The sequence below is a fragment of the Neobacillus rhizophilus genome (genome assembly GCF_018343535.1).
Taxonomy (GTDB): Bacteria; Bacillota; Bacilli; order Bacillales; family Cytobacillaceae; genus Neobacillus; species Neobacillus rhizophilus.
Window position 1 is genome coordinate 107,285 of record NZ_JAGYPF010000002.1, and the last position, 19,305, is coordinate 126,589.

The window sequence follows — 19,305 nt, forward strand, 5'->3', positions numbered from 1 at the left end:
ATTTGGAACAAAAATGACTGAAAAGTGACAATTAAATAGCTGTCTTCCTAGTTTGTAAAGCCAAAATTCAAATTGATTTCAATTAATCGTGATCAATATAGTGAACAATAATTAAAAAAGGGAGACACTTGTAATGTGCCTCCCTGTTCTCCACTATTAACCTCAATGCGTCTTATTCGGCAATTTCTTACTAGGCGTATCGCTGCCCTGATTCTGTCTGTTTTTTAAATCCTTAGCCTGTCTTTCATGAAGCTTTTCGACAAATTCATGGGTGCTGCCTTCAATGTTTTTATCCATTACTCGAACCTCCTAATTAAACTGAACAATGGTTAATGTAACCAACCACACCCAAAAACATGCAGGCACAAAAAGATCCCCTCACAAGGAGGGGATCTTAACCAAAACCTTAAATAACACCCTGCAGAATCATCGCGTCAGCGACTTTAGTGAATCCGGCAATATTGGCGCCAACTACTAGGTTGCCAGGGAAGCCGTACTCTTCGGATGCCTTCACAGCGTTTTGGTAAATGTTAATCATGATTTGATGCAGTTTTGCATCGACTTCTTCAAACGTCCAAGATAAGCGCTGGCTGTTTTGTGCCATTTCAAGAGCGGAAACTGCTACACCCCCGGCATTGGCCGCTTTACCAGGGCCAAACAGAACATCGTTGTTTAAAAATACATCGACTGCTTCAAGGGTGGATGGCATGTTAGCTCCCTCGGCAACTGCTTTCACTCCGTTTGCCACCAGCATTCTTGCAGACGCTTCATTGATTTCATTTTGTGTTGCACAAGGAAGGGCGATATCGCATGGAATCGACCAGATGCCGGAGCAGCCTTCATAATACTGTGCTTCCGGATGGTACTTTACATAATCGCTGATGCGCTTGCGGTCTACTTCCTTAATTTGTTTCACAGTCTCGACATTAATGCCGTTTTCATCATAGATATAGCCGCATGAATCGCTGCAGGCCACAACCTTTGCGCCAAGCTGGGCAGCTTTTTCAATCGCATAGATGGAAACATTACCGGAGCCGGAGACAACGACGGTGCTGCCAGCGATGCTTAGGCCTTGATCTTTCAGCATTTCCTGTACGAAATAAACGGTGCCATAGCCGGTCGCTTCTGTTCTTGTTAAGCTTCCGCCGTAGCCGATGCCTTTTCCGGTTAAAACGCCAGCCTCATTGCTGCCGCGGATTTTTTTATAATAACCGAAAAGATAGCCGATTTCTCTGCCGCCGACACCGATATCCCCTGCAGGTACGTCGACGTCTGGGCCGATGTGGCGGTAAAGCTCTGCCATAAAGCTTTGACAGAAGCGCATAATTTCGCGGTCTGATTTACCCTTAGGGTCGAAGTCGGAGCCGCCTTTGCCGCCGCCGATTGGCTGGCCGGTTAAAGAGTTTTTGAAAATTTGCTCAAAGCCCAAGAATTTAATGATGCTGGCGTTAACTGATGGATGAAAGCGCAGACCGCCTTTGTATGGCCCGATTGCGCTGTTATACTGGACTCGGAAGCCACGGTTCACGTGCACCTTGCCTGAATCATCCACCCATGGAACACGGAAAGTAATAACCCTCTCAGGTTCAACGATTCTTTCGAGAATTCCCTCCTGCATATATTTTGGGTGTTTCGCAAATACAGGCACAAGCGAATCGAAAATTTCCTTAACGGCTTGATGAAATTCACTCTCGAATGGATTGCGGATCTTCACCGTTTCATAAACTTCACTTACATAATCCCTTGCTGCCTGTGATCCTGACTGTTTTACATGCTCAATAGTTTGCATGAAATCACCCCTTTTTTAAAAATAATTAATATGTCCTAAATACTGAATATTTTATTTTTTCACGTCAATTAATTTTATTATGTAAAATTAATCTAATCAATGCTAATAATAGATATAATTAATATAGAAATGAGATTGATTGGAAGGGGCGGAAAAAATGGAGCTAAGGCAGATTAAATATTTTATTGAAGTAGCCAAACGGGAGCATGTGACAGAGGCGGCGTATCGGCTCCACGTCGCGCAATCTGCAGTCAGCAGGCAGATTTCCAACCTGGAGGAGGAGCTTGGGGTCAGCTTATTTATCCGCGAAGGGCGAAATGTCAAACTGACGCCGATTGGTGAAATGTTTTTAAAGCATATGGAGCAGGCGGTAAAGCTGATTGAAGATGCCACAAGTGAGGTAGAGGAATTCCTCGACCCTGAGAAAGGGACAATCCGCATTGGGTTTCCCAGCAGTCTGGCCGGCTACACCTTGCCTACGACGATTTCTGCCTTCAGGGAGCGGTATCCTAATGTGAAGTTTCATTTAAATCAGGGATCCTATGCCTATTTAATTGAAGGGGTAATAAAGGGAGAGTTTAATATGGCGCTGATTGGCCCGGTGCCCAAGAAGGAAAAGAAAATTACCGGGAAAACGCTTTTTACCGAAAACATTGTGGCTCTACTGCCTGAGTCCCATCCACTAGCTAGTAAACGAGTTTTGAAGTTAAGTGACTTGCGGGATGAACCCTTTATCGTATTTCCTCAGGGCTTTATTTTGCGTAAGATCATTGTGGATGCCTGCGCGCAACTTGGCTTTGAGCCCATGGTGGCCTTCGAGGGAGAGGATATTGATGCCATTAAAGGCTTGGTTTCTGCGGGCCTTGGGATTACGCTGATTCCAGAAATTACGCTCATCGACAGTCTCCCCCGCTCAACGGTTAAAATTGCTGTTACAGAGCCTAACGTCAGCCGCACGGTCGGCGTCATCATCCCGGCAGAACGCAGCCTGCTGCCAACCGAAAAACTTTTTTATGAGTTTTTGAGCGAGTTTTTTGGCATGCTGGACCGATTTCAAATTTGATTTGAAAAATTGACGTTAATAAGTTGTCCATGGATATTACCATAACCATCATACATATGTATTAGGTATGCATTTGTTGCTTTTGGACTGTACATCTGCAAATGCCAAATAAATAAGGAGGCTTTTGATGGTGTTATGGACAATTTTGACTGTTCTATTGGTAGTCTTCATGGGCGGGCCGCTTTGCTTCTTCCTATGGCTGCGTAATTTGGCGAAAAAGCCGCAGCACTCGATTATCCGGGCCTATCCCTATTTTGGCTGGATCCGCTATGTGCTGGAAATGCTGGGTCCGAAGTTGAGGCAGTATTGGTTTGATGATGATAATGGTGCTAGACCGTTTTCCCGTGCCGATTATTTAGGGGTTGTTTTTTCAGCGAAATATCGAACTGATTTAATTAGTTTTGGTTCGAAACGGGACTTTGAGAAGCCCGGCTACTATATTGCCAACGGCCTGTTCCCGCTTTTAAAGGAAGAATTGAGGGTCGACAATCAAGAAAAGGTCGAGGGGATGAAATACAAAATTGACCATGAGGGTTTATTTTTTCGCAAGGAGCACCTGGAGGAGGATCAGATTCTACGCTGGCTTTTTCATGAGGAGGAGGCTATTGTGGTCGGTGTGGAGCGGAGGGAGCCATGGAAGCTCTACGGCCCCTTTGGTGCATCGGCTACTTCCTATGGTTCTGTTGGAGAGAATTATATTCTTTCAACGGGGTATGGCTGCCAAATGGCGGGCGGTTCGTGGTTAAATACAGGTGAAGGCGGGATTGCCCCGGAACACTTGGAGGGCGGGGCCGATGTCGTGGCGCAGATTGGGCCAGGTTTATTTGGTTTTCGGGACCATGAGGGCAATTTTTCAATGGAGGAATTTGGAAAAATTTCCTCGGAGACGTCGATTAAAGCCTTTGAGCTGAAGTTTGGCCAGGGGGCGAAAATTCAGGGCGGCCATCTCGAGGGCGCGAAGGTGACGGCAAAGGTAGCAAGCATTCGCAAGGTGAAAGAGGGCGAGACAATTATTTCGCCAAACCGTTTCTCGTTTTTACGAAATCCAGAAGAAGCATTGCGATTCATTAAACGGCTGCAGGAGGAAGGCGGCAAGCCGGTTGGCATAAAGATTGTCGTGGGGTATCGGTTGCATTTGGATGAGTTTTTTGAGGCGATGAATAGGCTTGGGATTTATCCTGATTTTATTACGGTGGACGGCAGCGAGGGGGGATCTGGGGCAACGTATAAAGCGATGGCCGATACAATGGGGCTGCCGCTTTACCCTGCGTTGCTTGCTGTGGTTGACAAGGCCCATGAATATGGCATTCGCAACCGGTTTAAGATATTTGCTTCCGGAAAGCTGATTGCGGCTGATAAAATAGCAATTGCCCTAGCGATCGGTGCCGATGCGGTGAACTCGGCACGCGGCTTTATGATGGCGAATGGCTGCATTATGGCACTGCAATGCCATACAGGCAAATGCCCCGCCGGTGTCACCACGACCGACCCTAAGCAGCAGGAGGCACTCGTTCCTGAGGAGAAGAAATGGCGGGTCATGAACTATATTATCAGCATCCGTCAGGGGCTGTTTGCCCTCGCGGCGGCGTGCGGCCTTGATTCTCCCCGAAAATTTACCCGTGAGCATATTGTTTTTATGGGTGCGGATGACCAGGTTAGGCGATTATCGGAGCTATTTCCCCTTCCAGAGGAAGGTCCAGCTGTCGTGGATAAATAACTTGTCAAATTATGGGATTGTCGTTATATTCATAGTGAAAACCTACTAAAAAGGTTGTGGGTCTATGGCGCTGCCAAACGATATCGTCCATGAGAATGGGAGTTTAAATGCCAGTTTGATATTAAAAAAGGAACGCCTTTATCAGGGCATGAACGGCAGGTTCGTTGAGCGGTTTTATTTGTCTCCTAAAGAAAGCTACATTTTTAAACCGCTGACGAATAACGCCCAGATGGGTAAAGAGACCTGGATTCATGAGCATGTACTCTGCCGGTTCCCGGCCATTTTTCCAAAAATTTTGGCTTACTCCAAGCATGATAACCCTGATTTAAGCTGGATGATTCTTGAGGACCTTGGCCAGCTTTCGCATGAGTTTACGGAGGAAACGGTCCTTGGTGTGGTTAAGTGGATGGCTTGGTGGCACTCCCTCCCGTTGGAGTCGTTTCCGGATGTGCCGTTGAATGGGTTGAAGCCGCGGATTGAAGTGGTGGCCGAGGAGGTCTGCGAGAATAAGGATGACCTTCTTAGGGTGCTTCCGCGATTGGGGCTCACTGGAAAACATGTTCTTCATGTGTTTAAACAGCTTGATAGTTTCATATTTTCAAAGCTTCTGGTATTATCACACGGGGATTTGCATTTGGGGAATTACGCTGTTGTGAAGGGGAAATTAATCATCTTGGACTGGGAGCACACCCATTTGAATACGCCCTTCTGGGATTTATATCATCTGTTGGATATGGCACATCCGATTTTCCCCAAAAAGGTAACTAAGGGGTTTCGGAAGCAGGTGCTGGGGTTTTATCTTGGGCAGGTAGGAATGAAGCTGGACGGTCCGGCTTTTGTTCGGGAATACTATTTGTTCTCGGCGGTGTTTTCGATGTGGATGATTTTGTTGATTCAAAGAGATTTACAAGCCGATGACGGTAAGTGGTCGAAGGAGCAGCTGAAACGGCAATTGGAAGAGACAGTGTTTAGCCTGCGGCAGTGCGCGGAGGCGCTTGCTGATGTATAGATAAAAAAGCTAACCTAGGGCGGTTAGCTTTCTTTTTTTAAGCTTTTTTTTCAAAAAGCTTAATGACTTCAATGATGGTTTCGGTTGCTTTCACCATGTTTTGCACGGAAATGAATTCGTATTTGCCGTGGAAGTTTTCGCCGCCGGTAAAGATATTTGGCGTCGGCAGACCCATGAATGATAGCTGAGAACCGTCTGTACCGCCGCGAATTGGCTTAATAAGCGGCTTGATATCCAAGCTCTCCATCGCCTCCTGAGCAATATCGACGATTTGCTTGACCGGCTCAATTTTTTCGCGCATGTTATAGTATTGGTCTTTCATCTCAAGCTGGACGGTGTCACTGCCGTATTTTTCGTTAAGCTGCTGGACAATGCTTTCCATCGTCGCTTTTCTTTTATTAAAAATTTCTCTGTCATGGTCGCGGATGATGTAGTTGAGCTTAGTCTGCTCGACATCGCCGTTAAAGGACAGCAGATGGTAGAAGCCTTCGTACCCTTCTGTATGCTCCGGTGCCTCCTGTGGCGGTAGTTGGCTATGTAATTCCATCGCGATCTTCATTGAGTTGACCATTTTGTCTTTAGCAGAACCAGGATGAATATTGTTACCTTTTATGGTGATTTTCGCTCCGGCGGCATTAAAGCTTTCATATTCAAGCTCGCCAAGCGGACCGCCGTCAACAGTGTAGGCATACTTCGCATTGAAGGCCGCAACGTCGAACTTATGGGGCCCCCTGCCGATTTCCTCGTCAGGTGTGAACGCAACGCGGACCTTACCGTGCTTAATTTCCTGGTTTTGAATTAGGTGCGCCATCGCCGTCATGATTTCTGTTACGCCGGCTTTGTTGTCGGCCCCAAGCAGCGTGGTGCCGTCGGTTGTAATGAGGGTGTGCCCTTTATAGTCTTTGAGGTTCGGGAAGTCCTTTGGCGACATAATGACGTTCAGGGCCTCGTTAAGGACGATTTCCCCACCTTGATAGCTTTCAAGAATTTGTGGATTGACGTTTTTGCCGGTAAAATCAGTCGCTGTGTCAACGTGGGCCAGGAAGCCGATGGTTGGCACTTCTTTATCGGTATTGGACGGCAGCGTCGCCATCACATAGCCGTTCTCGTCGATGGTCACCTCTTGCATGCCGATTTGGTTGAGCTCATCGACAAGCATGCGCAGCAGCGTCCACTGCCCATCCGTTGATGGACAAGTCTCACTGCTCTCATCCGACTGCGTATCCACTTTCACATAGGAAGTAAATCGTTGAATCAATTCCTCTTTCAAGTTAGCACACTCCCTTTTTATATATTTTCATGATTATCATATCACTTTACGGGAGCGGATACACGTTTTTGAAGGGGGCGGTGGGCACGTTTTAGATTTACTCTCGGATAAGGTGGAAATACTCTCGGATGAGCAGCGAATACTCTCGGATAAGGCGAATTTACTCTCGGTTGAGGAAAATACTCTCGGATAAGGTGGAAATACTCTCGGATGAGCAGCGAACACTCTCGGATAAGGCGAATTTACTCTCGGTCGAGGAAAATACTCTCGGATAAGCAGCGAATACTCCTGGAACGAGTCAAATACTCATGAATGGTATTACCTATAACTTAATTAGAGATGGTTTTGGCCATGGGAAACCTTATCCAAAAGATAAATACGATTTTTAAATGTACCTTCACTTTTCAAGTTCAAGTTCTTTAAAATTCGTGTAGCAGTATGAATATCAATCCCCAAAAACTCCCGGCACTCCCGGTTCGTAATGGTCCTGCTCACCACCAAAAACCACTCCAATAATGTCCTTTGATGAGCCAAATGGTCTGTTGCACCGCAAAAAGGGCAAATCCATGTCCTTGGACTCTTCACCATACCGAACCTGTTGCACACAACGCAACGCACGCCATTTTTAAAATCACCCCGCGGGATTTTGTAAGACTCTGAGACCGGTTTTGGAATAAAAGGTTGGTGGCTTTTGAGGAGCTCTGACGAAAGCCAATGGAAGGTTTCTGGATCCAACTTAAAGTCTGGCTGAGGAATGTTTCGAATGAATGAGGGAATCAAGTTGGGGAATAAAAGCCGCGTTTTTGCCGGGGGGACGGCGACAATCTGCTTCGGATAGGCCAGGACAACCGAACCGTAAATAGGAATGCGGATATTGTGCTTCCGTAACCAATCACTCAATAATTCGTAATTTCGTTCCAATTGGACTACTGGACTTTCAAATCCGTCCTTGTGTCCATCATCACGGGTTCGGATTAATTGGGGTGGATTGTCCTTAAATTCGAGGACCCCGGCGATGTTTTTGACTTCAAGAATATTGCCAAACCAGGGTGTCAGTCCAAAGCTGTCAATTTGAAATTTTTCATCTGAGGAAGGCCGTAAATCATGGTAAGCTTGGTGCGGAAAGGAAAATGAAGTTTTTCGAAAAATCTCTGCCACCCGCTCCTCCCCGGCAATCCCGGCCTCTACGGAAGCCTGCTTGCCAGATAATATAGGAAGCATTGGATGCTTCGGTGGCAGCCTGTTTTGGGCAGCTATCAAACCTTCTAACGTTAATGATCGATCTCTGTCTTTCATGAGCACCTCCATTAAAATTTTGTCGCACATCCGCATCGTACCACACCCCAAATCCCCATACTATCGCCATCAATATAAGTTCATTTTTTTGTAAAAAAATATAGGATTGACCACTATTGACCACAATGGTCAATAGGAATAAAATGTAATTGACCGATACGGTCAACGTCTAATAACCAAAGGAGTGGGAACACCCAAATGTTTTCGAAATTCCTCAACCTAGATCAAGAAAAACAAGACCGAATTATTAATGCAGCAATTAAGGAATTTGCCCAGAAAGGCTATGATAAGGCATCGACCAATGAAATTGTAAAGGAAGCGGGAATCTCGAAGGGGCTTTTGTTTCATTATTTTCAGAACAAAAAGCAACTGTACCTATTTCTGTTTGAATATAGCTATGAGCTCATTGCGGATGAATTTTATAAAAAAGTTGACATTGCCGATACGGACTTTTTCTCGAGAATGAGACAGGCGATCATGATTAAAATGGATCTGCTGACGCAATATCCAGACCTTTTTAACTTTATGCAGGAGGGCTTAATGGAGGACTCGGCAGAAATTAAAGTGGAAATGGAAAAAAAGAAAAAGGAACTAATCGACATCAATTTTGGAAAAGTTTATGAGGGAATTGATTTGTCGAAGTTCAGGGATGACGTTGACATACAAAAAATCTTAAAAATTATCACCTGGACTTTCGAAAAAATGAGTGATGAGGAACTTTATAAAGCAAAGATGCAGCCAGACCACAAAATTGATTACAAAAAGGTCAGCCGAGAAGCAGAAGAATATTTCGAGGTTTTAATTAAATGCTTTTATAAATGAAGACTTGCCGACTGACAAGCCGATAGGCGCCGGCTGTGGCTTAGTCGAATTTATGCGAATTAGCCAAATAAAGGGAGGCCTCAATCATGAACGTAATTGAAATTAAAAACCTGACAAAGACATACGGCAAAGCAAGGGGAATCACCGATATCAACTTTAACGTGGAAGAAGGCGAGATTTTCGGCTTCATCGGACCGAATGGAGCCGGTAAATCGACAACAATCCGCACACTCCTGTCGCTCATATATCCGACAAGCGGCAGTGCAACAATTTTTGGAAAAGATTGCATCAAATTTGCTCCGGAAATAAAAAAAGAAATCGGCTACCTGCCGTCGGAAGTGTTCTATTACGACAATATGAAGGTAAAGGACCTCTTGAAGTATTCGGCCAGCTTTTACAAAAAGGACTGCAGCAAGCGGATCAAGGAATTGGCGGACATTATGGACCTTGACCTGAATAAAAAAATTGATGACCTTTCCTTGGGAAATAAAAAGAAGGTCGGCATTGTCCAAGGGCTGCTACATGAACCGAAGCTCATCATTCTCGATGAACCAACGAGCGGCCTCGACCCCTTGATGCAGCAGAAATTCTTTGAACTTCTTGAGGAAGAAAATAAAAAAGGCGCCACCATCCTCTTTTCCTCGCATATTCTCAGTGAGGTTCAGAGACTCTGTAACCGAGTGGCTATCATTAAAGAAGGTAAGATTGTTACAGTTGAAAAGATTAGTACGTTAAAAGAAAACAATTATAAAAAGTTTAAAGTCGAAACAAAGGTGCCGCTGGACCAGAATTATTTTCAAATAGATGGAGTCAGCAATCTGACTGGGAAAGGAAATGTAACGAGCTTTTTATTTAGAGGGGATATCAACGCGGTCCTGAGGAAAGTCGCAGAAATCGAAATAACCAACTTGTGGATTGAAGAGCCAGACCTTGAAGAAATATTCCTTCATTATTACGAAAAGGAGGCCAAATAAATTATGAATATATTTATTCATGAATTAAAGGCCTACCGGAAGTCGACGATCATCTGGACGATTTCGCTAATTGCCGTATTTGCGCTGTTTATGTCCATGTTTCCGGCCTTCTCAAAAGATGCCGATGAATTCAAAAAGCTGCTGGAAGGCTATCCGGAAGCTTTAAGGAAAGCCATCGGCCTCAACCTAGGCAATTTATTTACGATTCTAGGATTCTATTGTTATGCCTTGACGTTTATCATATTGTGTGGAGCGATTCAGGCCATGAATCTTGGGACTTCGATTGTTAGCAAGGAGGTCCGGGAAAAAACGGCGGATTTTCTATTGACCAAACCAGTTACACGAAAACAGGTGTTAACCGCCAAGCTGCTGGCGGCATTCGCTTCACTCGTCATCACAAATATTGTATATATTGCAGCTGCAACGGTAATTGCCTCCCAGGTGAAAACGGCCGAGTTTAGTATGAAACAATTCATTCTGCTTTCGATGACGATGTTTTTCATTCAACTGATGTTTCTTGCCTTTGGTTTCATTGTTTCTGTTCTCGCTCGGAAACTCAAGTCCGTGCTGCCCGTGTCACTTGGGACAGTGTTTGCGTTCTATTTTATCGGCGCAATCAGCGCCACAACGGATGATGAAGCGAAGCGCTACTTTTCACCGTTCAAGTATTTTAATAATGATTATATTTTAAAACATTCGAGCTATGAAGCATCATTTATGATTGTGGGTGCGGTGATTATTTTGCTTGCAGTTGCGGCGAGTTATTTCGTTTATACAAAAAAAGATATCCATGATGTGTAGGAGGGAGCTCGTGCAAATGAATATCTATTTAAGAGAACTGAAGTCCCATCGGAAATCGCTCATCATTTGGTGTATTGGCGTTTTCCTGATGGTGGTTTCCGGGATGCAAAAATTCGCAGGGTTATCATCATCAGGCCAATCGCTGAATGACCTGTTTCAGGATATGCCAAAGTCCCTTCAGGTGGTGATGGGTGTTGGTGCGCTTGACATGGATAAGGTCAGCGGCTACTACGGGATGCTGTTTATCTATCTATTATTGATGGCAACTATTCATGCGGCAATGCTCGGAGCGACCATCATTGCCAAGGAAGAGCGGGATAAAACCTCCGAGTTCCTGTTTGTAAAACCCGTTTCGAGAGCTAAAATTATTACCGCCAAACTTTTGGCGGCCTTTACGAATATCTTTATTTTTACCCTCGTTACTTGGGGATCGTCAATTGTCATCGTTGGGAAATACGCTGATGGAGAGTCGGTGAATGGTGATATTGCCATCACCATGATGGGGATGTTCATCCTGCAACTTTTATTTATGGCCATTGGCAGTAGCATCTCTGCTTTAAAAAGAAAACCGAAAAAGGCTGCATCACTGGCGTCCGGAATCCTGTTGCTTACATTTGTTTTATCAGTAGTCATTGATTTGAATGGAAGCATCGAGTTCCTGAAATTCGTGACGCCGTTCAAATACTTTGAAGCCAAAAACATCATGTACGGCGGCGGGCTCGATACTGTCTACGTGTTAATCTCTGCTGTTTTATTTATCACTCTTTTAACAGTCACATTAATATATTATAAAAAGAAAGATTTAAACATATAAAAAAGGTCTGACCCCCGCAAGTGAGCCGGGAGTCAGACCTTTTATTTTTCGTTTGCCATTTTAACTAATGTGATGATATCGCTTGAAAGCTTGCTATAGGATGGTGATGGTGCTTTGATATTGGCTTTGATGCCGTCGATAAGCGGCAGAGCATTTGGATTTGTAATGGAAAGAACCTGAACTTGGCCGTTAAAGGCTTTGTTCATTAAATCCTTGGCCTTGGCAAGGTTATCGTCAGTATTTAGTTTATTGACATCGACACCGTCAAGGGTCCCTTTTCCGGATAAACCGGTAGTGTTTTTTAATACTTTATTTTGCATTTCATCATAAGTGGTGGAGGTTGTGGCTGGCTCCGCCCTTGCCAAAATCACCGTGTCATCAAGTACAAACACCTTGATACCGGTAATCCCCTGCCCTGCAAGCCTGGACTCTAAATGGGATGAGATACCGCCATCATGCAGGCTTGAGCTTCCAATTAAACTGTAAACATTTTCTCCAAGGCCCGCTGTTTGATTGTTTGTACTTGTAGTGTGTTTCTTCGATCTGTCGACGCTTGGAATCACGTCAACATTATTTTGGCCTTGGACATGGCCATTTCCTTTTTCATTTAAAGATTGTTGATGAAGATCCTCTGCATTTCCTTTCAGCTCCTGCTGGGCTGAGCATGCGCCAAGAATTAATAGAACAGCAATCATCGGCACATACCACATGTTTCTAATTTTTTTCATATTATTTCCTCCTTTTTACCAAATAAAATCCCCTGATTTTTTGTGAGTATACATGCTTTATTTTGGGAACATTATCAAGCAATAGCGGCGGACTGCCGTATTTTTCAAATAATGTTGTCTATTGTCTAGCTGCAGCGCCTAGCCCCTCGAGTCATAAGCCAATCCGTCATGAAGGTTAAAAAGCAACCTTCCTGCCGGCTCGTCTTATGCTTGTCGGGGCTGAGCAAGGCGCTTCCGCTTTTCTAATTTCCTTGGAGGTGTGTTCCATGGCTGAAGAAAACAAAGAAAAACAAGAAACATTATCGAGAAGAAGATTTCTTCGCAATACCGGTTTTACCGTAGGGGGACTTGCTGTTGGCGGGATCTTGGGCAGTTTGGTCCCAAGGGGAAAGGATGATAACAAGAACAATCCGCCGGCGCCTCAAGACCAAGATTTCAATCAGGCGCTGATGTACTTTACCCCGGAACAATTTAGGATTACTGAAGCTGCCACCGAACGAATATTTCCTGAAGATGATAACGGACCGGGGGCAAAGGCATTGGGCGTTGCCTATTTTATTGATCACCAGTTAGCGGGTGATTGGGGCTTCAATGCCAGGGACTATATGCAGTCACCCTTTTTTCCTGGTGAAAAAGTTCAGGGTTATCAGGGGCGCTTAAAACGAAGGGATATTTTTGATATTGGACTGCGTGAGCTGCAAAATTACAGTAACACAGTAGGTAAGAAAAATTTCGAAGAACTTTCGGGTGATGAGCAGGACAAAATTTTGAAAGATTTTGAAGAGGATAAGGTGAATTTAACGACCCTATCCCCTAGCGGCTTTTTCCAGCTGCTGAGAAGTGCAACCTTAGAGGGAGTTTACAGTGATCCATTATATGGAGGAAATAAAAATATGGATGGCTGGAAAATGCGAAACTACCCTGGCAGCCAAATGGCCTATGCCGAGATTATCGAGAAGGACTTCCAGAAGATTAAACCGCAAAGCCTGCAAAGCCATATGAAGCATTAAACCAAAGGGCTCAAGTACCAATATTAATAGATTTTATTTTTAAAAAAGAAGGTGGAAAAATGGCGAGAAAATTACCAAAAGCTGACGTCGTCCTGGTGGGAGTTGGCTGGACTGGCGGAATTATTGCATCTGAGCTGACGAAAAAGGGCCTGAAGGTGGTCGGATTGGAACGAGGCAAGGAAAGAAAGACCGAAGATTATTTCATGGTTCATGATGAACTTAGATATGCACTGCGCTATGATCTATTCCAGGATCTTTCCAAAGAAACGATTACCTTTCGAGGTAACGAAAGAATCCGCGCCCTGCCAATGAGACAGTATGGTTCATTTCTGCTCGGGGATGGTTTAGGAGGGTCTGGTGTTCACTGGAACGGACAGACATACCGGTTCCTTCCTTATGATTTTGAGATTCGCAGTAAAACGATTGAAAAATATGGGCAAAACAAAATCCCAGCGGAAATGTCTATTCAGGATTGGGGCATTACCTATGACCAGCTGGAGCCTTACTACGACAAATTTGAGAAAACATGCGGAATTTCGGGTGAGGAGAACCCGCATCCCGGTGCCGGAAAGCGGTCGGATAAATTCCCAACCCCGCCGATGAAGAAATCACCGGCTATAAAAATGTTTGAGACAGCGGCAAAGAACTTGAAGCTGAATCCTTATATGATGCCGTCAGCTAACTTATCAGAATCGTATAAAAACCCAGATGGCATCTCAAGGGCGGCCTGTCAATACTGCGGCTACTGCGAGCGATTTGGCTGCGAGTACGGGGCTAAAGCCGATCCGGTCGTCACGGTTATTCCGGTTGCCAAAAAAACAGGAAATTTCGAGATTAGAACCCATTCCCATGTAAGAAGGATATTACATACGGGCAACAAAGCGACCGGGGTTTTATATGTCGATACAACAACAGGCGAAGAAATTGAACAGCCGGCCGATATTGTGGTCCTGACAAGCTATGTGTTTAATAATGTCCGCCTGCTGCTTATGTCGGACTTGGGCAGACCGTATGATCCGGCAACAGGGACAGGCGTGATTGGGAAAAACTATGCTTATCAAGTTATGAAAGGAAATGCGGTTGGCTTTTTCAATGATAAGGAATTCAGTACCTTTGCCGGTGCCGGGTCACTCGGAATCGTCCTTGACGATTATAATGGCGATAACTTTGATCATTCAAACCTGGGCTTTATCCATGGGGGCAGCATATCACTCACCCAAACAGGGTTAAGGCCGATTCAAAATAATCCTGTTCCGAAGGGCACGCCAGCTTGGGGCAAAGAGTTCAAACAACAGTCGCTCAAATATGCCAACCGTTTTCTTTCCGTTGGCGGTCAAGGCTCATCCATGCCGTTTAAGCATCACTATCTCGATTTAGATCCTACTTATAAAGATGCTTTCGGCGATCCTTTAATCCGGATTACCTTTGATTTCGAGGACCAGGACCGGAACCTCGCTGTGTTCCTGGCCGAGAAGTCTGCCCAAATCTTAAAGGAAATGGGCGCAAATCATATTGATTCGCTGAAGGAGCTGGGACCTTACGATATTACCACCTACCAGTCCACTCACAATACCGGCGGTGTTATTATGGGTGCAGATCCGTCTACATCTGCCGTCAATAATTATTTACAAATGTGGGATGTGGACAATTTATTTGTGGTGGGCGCGGCTAACTTTGCCCACAATTCCGGGTACAACCCGACTGGAACCGTCGGCGCTCTCGCTTACCGTTGCGCAGAAGGCATCGACAAATACCGGCAAACCGGCGGGCAGGTAGTCTAATTCACGGCCTTCTCTTTGCTTTTTTCCGTTCGTTTTTATTACAATAGCAATAGTGTTAAAATAAATAACTGAATTGGAAAAAGGAGGATATTAAAAATGACTCAACATGAAAACAATACATTACCACCGAAAACCTGTTCCGTTGAACGAATGGTCACAATGGAGGAAGACGTTAAGAAGGTGATCGCTGGTGAAAAAACAGCGACCCGCCGCAATGGCCGCTATGCTGACCCAGGCGAAATCATGACCCTGGAGGGCCATCAGTTTGTGGTAGATAAAGTCTACTCACAAAGCCTTGGTGAACTAACAGATGAGGATGCCCGCCGCGAGGGCTTCAACAATGTGGAAGAATACAAACAATCGATTCTTTCCATTCACCCGGGAATGCCGTGGCTCCCGCAAATGCGCGTCTGGGTTCATGAATTTAGCCAGGTAAAATAAAATCAATGAAAAGGGCCTGTCCTCCGCTGCTTTAATGCGATACGCGAAAGCTATGCGGGGGCAGGCCCCTTTGCTTGTCTATTTTAAGAGCCCGAATTTATAATAGGTTTATTACATTTGTCTGGCAGTTTAGGAGCAGGGGGAGACCTCATGAAGCATTTTGCAAAGTACATAAAAAAGTATTGGAAGTCCTTTTGTATTGCGGTTCTATTCCTCACCTTTGAGGCAATTTGCGATTTGCTGCAGCCGACCGTGATGGCGAAAATTATTGACGAGGGTGTTGCCAACAGAGATATCCATTATGTCCTAAAAATGGGCGGCCTAATGCTCCTGATTACCGCTATTGGGGCCGTGGCCGCTTCCACCAGAAGCATCATGGCCAGCATCGTTTCGCAAAATTTTGGAACAGAACTACGATCTGACCTGTTTAGCAAGATTCAATCACTTTCATTTAGAAACCTGAACAACTTTGACCGCGCATCCCTCATCACAAGGCTTACAAATGATGTAACCCAGGTACAAGTGTTTGTAAACGGTACGATGCGGATTTTCGTAAAAGCTCCGTTACTGGCGATTGGCGGTCTGGTTATGGCAACGCGCCTTAACCTTCACCTCGCGGTCGTCCTCGCGGTGGTGGTGCCGATTGTGGCATTGTTTATCATCATCAACTTAAAGCTTGGATTTCCTCTGTTTTCCAAAGTTCAGAATGCCATGGACCGGGTGAACGGTGTGCTTCGTGAATATTTATCTGGTGTCCGTGTTGTCAAAGCTTTTAACCGTTTTGAAGTAGAAACAGCTAAATTCTCAAAAGCTAACGAGCATTTCCAGAAGCAATCGATTGCCGCCAACCGACTGATGGCTGTTTTCAGCCCGGCGATTATGCTGACAGTTAACATCGGGATTGTCGTTGTCCTCTGGATGGGTGGCTTTGGGGTTGAGTCAGGAAAGATACAGGTTGGCCATATTATTGCTTTTATCAACTACATGACGCAGATCTTATTTTCCCTCATGATGATTTCCATGGTGTTTACCATGTTTGTCAGGGCGAAGGCCTCAGCGGGAAGAATTGATGAAGTATTCTCTGAGGAAGTCAACATTACTTGGAAAAACGATAAAATGAAATCGCCAACCGGTGAAAAAGGAAGAATTGATTTTGAAAATGTCTCCTTTTCCTATGATGAGGCTGCCGGCGAGCCGGTCCTCAAAGACATTTCCCTTACCCTTCTTCCCGGGGAAACAGTCGGCATCATCGGCTCTACCGGTTCCGGGAAAACGACGCTCGTCAGCCTGATTCCCCGCTTTTATGACGCATCAAGCGGCTCGATAAAGGTAAATGGCACGAATATTAAAGATATAGACCCGAAAAATCTAAGGGAGAAAATTGCCTTTGTTCCACAAAAAAATATTTTGTTTACCGGGACAATTGCTGAGAATATCCGCTGGGGAAAGGAAAATGCCTCACAGCAGGAAATCGAAACAGCGGCAGCTATAGCCAGTGCCACGGAATTTATCGAGGCCTCACCGGAAGGCTATAACACAAAAATAGGCCAGGGCGGTGTCAATTTTTCCGGCGGACAGAAGCAGCGGCTTTCTATTGCCAGGGCACTGGTAAAGCAGCCGGAAATTCTCATTTTGGATGACAGCACCAGCGCGGTCGACGCCTCCACTGAAGCCAAAATGAAAACCGCCTTAAAAAAATTCGCCAGCGGCCTGACCTGTGTTTTGATTGCCCAACGGATTTCCTCGATTATCGATGCCGATAAAATCATTGTCCTCGATCAGGGGGAAGTGGCGGGTATTGGCTCCCATCAAGAGCTAATCAAGGATTGTCAGGTATATCAAGAAATCTATCGCTCACAAATGGGCAGGGAGGGACTGCAAAATGGCAAATAACGCAAATCAGCCGCAAAGAACCACCCCTCCCGGTCCGCCGCCGCTTAGGCCTGGTGGGGGTGCCCACCACCGCGGTCCAGTGGTTAAGCCAAAAAACTTTAAAGGTACCTTAAAACGCCTTTGGGACTATTTTGGCCGCGAAAAGGGAATGCTTTCCCTCATTTTCTTGTTTATCACGATTGATGCAGCTTTAATGCTGCTTAACCCTTTTCTCATCGGGAAAGCCATCGATGCCATGACGCTTAATCACGGGAAGGTGGATTTCGCCTTTCTTGAAGTCATGATTATTGTCCTGATCAGCGCCTATGCCGGCGACGCCGTCCTTACCTTTTTGCAGGGCTGGCTGATGGCGGGGGTAGCCCAACGGATAGTCAAAGGATTAAGAGCTTCTCTTTTTCAAAAACTGCAAAAGCTCCCTGTTGCTTTCTTTGATTCTCGGACACATGGGGAACTAATGAGCAGGCTCTCAAATGATGTTGATAATATCAGCAACACGATATCCCAATCGACGACACAGTTAATGTCCGGAGTCATCATCATCCTAGGCTCGCTTATTATGATGCTGATTCTGAGCCCAATCCTCACGCTGGCCAGCCTGATTACCGTGCCGCTTGTATTTTTGCTTACAAAAACGATTGCAAAAAGAACGAGCGTCCTGTTTAAAAATCAGCAAATTCAGCTGGGGAAATTAAATGGGCATATCGAAGAAACCATTTCTGGCATCGAGGTTGTAAAAGCTTTTAATCATGAAGAAAAGGTAATCGAGGAATTTGAAAAGGTTAATACCAAGCTCCGTGAGGTCGGCCTCAAGGCGCAGATTTGGTCCGGTTTCCTAATGCCGATTATGAATGTCATCAATAACCTTGGCTTTGCGGTCGTCGCTATTGTCGGCGGCATCCTCGCTGTCAAAGGGCACATCACGGTTGGAGCGATCGCCAGCTTCATTACGTATTCAAGGCAATTTGTCCGGCCGCTTAATGATCTGGCCAATATTTTTAACATTCTTCAATCAGGTGTCGCCGGAGCAGAGCGGGTCTTTGAAGTCATTGATGAAGAGGAGGAACCTGCGGATTCCCCTAGCGCAGTGCAGCTTAAGAATCCGAATGGCCATGTTGTATTTGAAAATGTCAGCTTTGGCTACCGCCCTGATGTGCCGATTTTAAAAAACGTCAGCTTTGAGGCGGCGGCAGGAACCAGCACCGCCCTGATTGGTCCGACTGGTGCTGGAAAAACAACCATTGTAAATCTTTTGACAAGATTTTATGATGTGACCGGGGGCCGGATCCTCCTCGATGGGCGCGATATTCGCAGCTACACAAGGGACAGCCTGCGGCGCAGCTTTGGCTTTGTGCTCCAGGATACCTATCTTTTTTCGGGAACAATCAAAGAAAATATCATGTACGGAAATCCGGCCGCGACGCAGGAGGAAGTGCAGGAGGCCGCAAAGATGGCAGGTGCAGAGGGCTTTATTAAACGTCTGCCCAAGCAATATGACACCCTTCTATCGGAAAACGGCGGTAACCTCAGTCAGGGAGAACGCCAGCTGCTGGCCATTGCCAGGGTTATTTTGGCACGACCATCGCTGCTGATTTTGGATGAAGCGACAAGCAGCATTGATACAAGAACGGAACTGCACATTCAGCGGGCTTTGTTGTCTTTAATGGAAAATCGCACTAGTTTTATTATTGCTCACCGCCTCAACACCATTCGTGATGCCGACACTATCACGGTCATTGACCATGGGGAAATCGTTGAATCAGGCAGCCATGAGGAATTGATGGCGAAAGAAGAGAGATATTTTACCTTGTTTTCAAATCAATTTAAAAATGCGGAAACCCATGAAGCGTAGCTTGAGAAAATTTCAAACTGAGATTTTCTCTTTTTTTGCTGACTGGTG

At 45.3% G+C, this 19,305-nt stretch carries 17 protein-coding genes; 12 read left to right on the plus strand and 5 right to left on the minus strand.

Going from position 1 to position 19,305, the window contains the following annotated elements:
- Positions 1–162: 162 nt before the first annotated feature.
- Together KHA99_RS08480 and gdhA are read right to left on the minus strand one after the other, a co-directional pair.
- Positions 163–297, minus strand: coding sequence for a DUF4023 domain-containing protein (locus tag KHA99_RS08480; protein WP_213117031.1), 135 nt, complete (start codon positions 295–297; stop codon positions 163–165).
- Between the two features lie 109 nt (positions 298–406).
- Complete coding sequence (gene gdhA, locus KHA99_RS08485) at positions 407–1,789, minus strand: NADP-specific glutamate dehydrogenase (protein ID WP_213117032.1); 1,383 nt, start codon at positions 1,787–1,789, stop codon at positions 407–409.
- A 157-nt stretch (positions 1,790–1,946) separates the two neighbouring features.
- Between gdhA and gltC the strand changes: the two genes are divergently transcribed.
- The 3 genes from gltC (at position 1,947) to KHA99_RS08500 (ending at position 5,578) form a co-directional block, all read left to right on the plus strand.
- On the plus strand, positions 1,947–2,852 hold the full coding sequence (gltC, locus tag KHA99_RS08490) for a glutamate biosynthesis transcriptional regulator GltC (protein ID WP_213117033.1): 906 nt from the start codon (positions 1,947–1,949) through the stop codon (positions 2,850–2,852).
- A gap of 127 nt (positions 2,853–2,979) precedes the next feature.
- Entirely contained in the window at positions 2,980–4,569 is a 1,590-nt protein-coding gene (locus tag KHA99_RS08495; protein WP_249366565.1) for a glutamate synthase-related protein, read from the plus strand.
- 64 nt (positions 4,570–4,633) lie between these two features.
- Complete coding sequence (locus tag KHA99_RS08500) at positions 4,634–5,578, plus strand: phosphotransferase family protein (protein WP_213117034.1); 945 nt, start codon at positions 4,634–4,636, stop codon at positions 5,576–5,578.
- A 37-nt stretch (positions 5,579–5,615) separates the two neighbouring features.
- On the opposite strand, the gene pepT is transcribed toward KHA99_RS08500, so the two are convergent.
- Together pepT and KHA99_RS08510 are read right to left on the minus strand one after the other, a co-directional pair.
- Positions 5,616–6,848, minus strand: coding sequence for a peptidase T (gene pepT, locus KHA99_RS08505; protein WP_213117035.1), 1,233 nt, complete (start codon positions 6,846–6,848; stop codon positions 5,616–5,618).
- A 333-nt stretch (positions 6,849–7,181) separates the two neighbouring features.
- On the minus strand, positions 7,182–8,144 hold the full coding sequence (locus KHA99_RS08510; RefSeq protein WP_249366566.1) for a nuclease-related domain-containing protein: 963 nt from the start codon (positions 8,142–8,144) through the stop codon (positions 7,182–7,184).
- A 198-nt stretch (positions 8,145–8,342) separates the two neighbouring features.
- On the opposite strand from KHA99_RS08510, the gene KHA99_RS08515 reads away from it, so the two are divergent.
- From KHA99_RS08515 to KHA99_RS08530, 4 genes are all read left to right on the plus strand, one after another.
- On the plus strand, positions 8,343–8,966 hold the full coding sequence (locus KHA99_RS08515) for a TetR/AcrR family transcriptional regulator (RefSeq protein WP_213117036.1): 624 nt from the start codon (positions 8,343–8,345) through the stop codon (positions 8,964–8,966).
- Positions 8,967–9,052: 86 nt separating this feature from the next.
- Positions 9,053–9,940, plus strand: coding sequence for an ABC transporter ATP-binding protein (locus tag KHA99_RS08520; RefSeq protein WP_213117037.1), 888 nt, complete (start codon positions 9,053–9,055; stop codon positions 9,938–9,940).
- A gap of 3 nt (positions 9,941–9,943) precedes the next feature.
- Positions 9,944–10,741 (plus strand): ABC transporter permease subunit, encoded by a 798-nt coding sequence (locus KHA99_RS08525; protein WP_213117038.1) that lies wholly within the window; start codon positions 9,944–9,946, stop codon positions 10,739–10,741.
- A gap of 16 nt (positions 10,742–10,757) precedes the next feature.
- Entirely contained in the window at positions 10,758–11,555 is a 798-nt protein-coding gene (locus KHA99_RS08530) for an ABC transporter permease subunit (protein WP_213117953.1), read from the plus strand.
- A 41-nt stretch (positions 11,556–11,596) separates the two neighbouring features.
- Here the strand turns inward: KHA99_RS08530 and KHA99_RS08535 are convergent, their stop codons facing one another.
- Complete coding sequence (locus tag KHA99_RS08535; protein WP_213117039.1) at positions 11,597–12,283, minus strand: hypothetical protein; 687 nt, start codon at positions 12,281–12,283, stop codon at positions 11,597–11,599.
- A 266-nt stretch (positions 12,284–12,549) separates the two neighbouring features.
- On the opposite strand from KHA99_RS08535, the gene KHA99_RS08540 reads away from it, so the two are divergent.
- The 5 genes from KHA99_RS08540 to KHA99_RS08560 all read left to right on the plus strand — a co-directional run bounded on the left by KHA99_RS08540 (position 12,550) and on the right by KHA99_RS08560 (position 19,257).
- The gene (locus KHA99_RS08540; protein ID WP_213117040.1) at positions 12,550–13,293 is read left to right on the plus strand and encodes a gluconate 2-dehydrogenase subunit 3 family protein; all 744 of its coding nucleotides are present in this window, start codon (positions 12,550–12,552) and stop codon (positions 13,291–13,293) included.
- A gap of 59 nt (positions 13,294–13,352) precedes the next feature.
- Positions 13,353–15,074 (plus strand): GMC family oxidoreductase, encoded by a 1,722-nt coding sequence (locus KHA99_RS08545; protein WP_213117041.1) that lies wholly within the window; start codon positions 13,353–13,355, stop codon positions 15,072–15,074.
- 96 nt (positions 15,075–15,170) lie between these two features.
- Positions 15,171–15,515 (plus strand): ASCH domain-containing protein, encoded by a 345-nt coding sequence (locus KHA99_RS08550; RefSeq protein WP_213117042.1) that lies wholly within the window; start codon positions 15,171–15,173, stop codon positions 15,513–15,515.
- 150 nt (positions 15,516–15,665) lie between these two features.
- The gene (locus KHA99_RS08555) at positions 15,666–17,408 is read left to right on the plus strand and encodes an ABC transporter ATP-binding protein (protein ID WP_213117043.1); all 1,743 of its coding nucleotides are present in this window, start codon (positions 15,666–15,668) and stop codon (positions 17,406–17,408) included.
- Positions 17,398–19,257 (plus strand): ABC transporter ATP-binding protein, encoded by a 1,860-nt coding sequence (locus KHA99_RS08560; RefSeq protein WP_213117044.1) that lies wholly within the window; start codon positions 17,398–17,400, stop codon positions 19,255–19,257. Before KHA99_RS08555 ends, KHA99_RS08560 begins: the two co-directional genes overlap by 11 nt.
- Positions 19,258–19,305 lie beyond the last annotated feature (48 nt).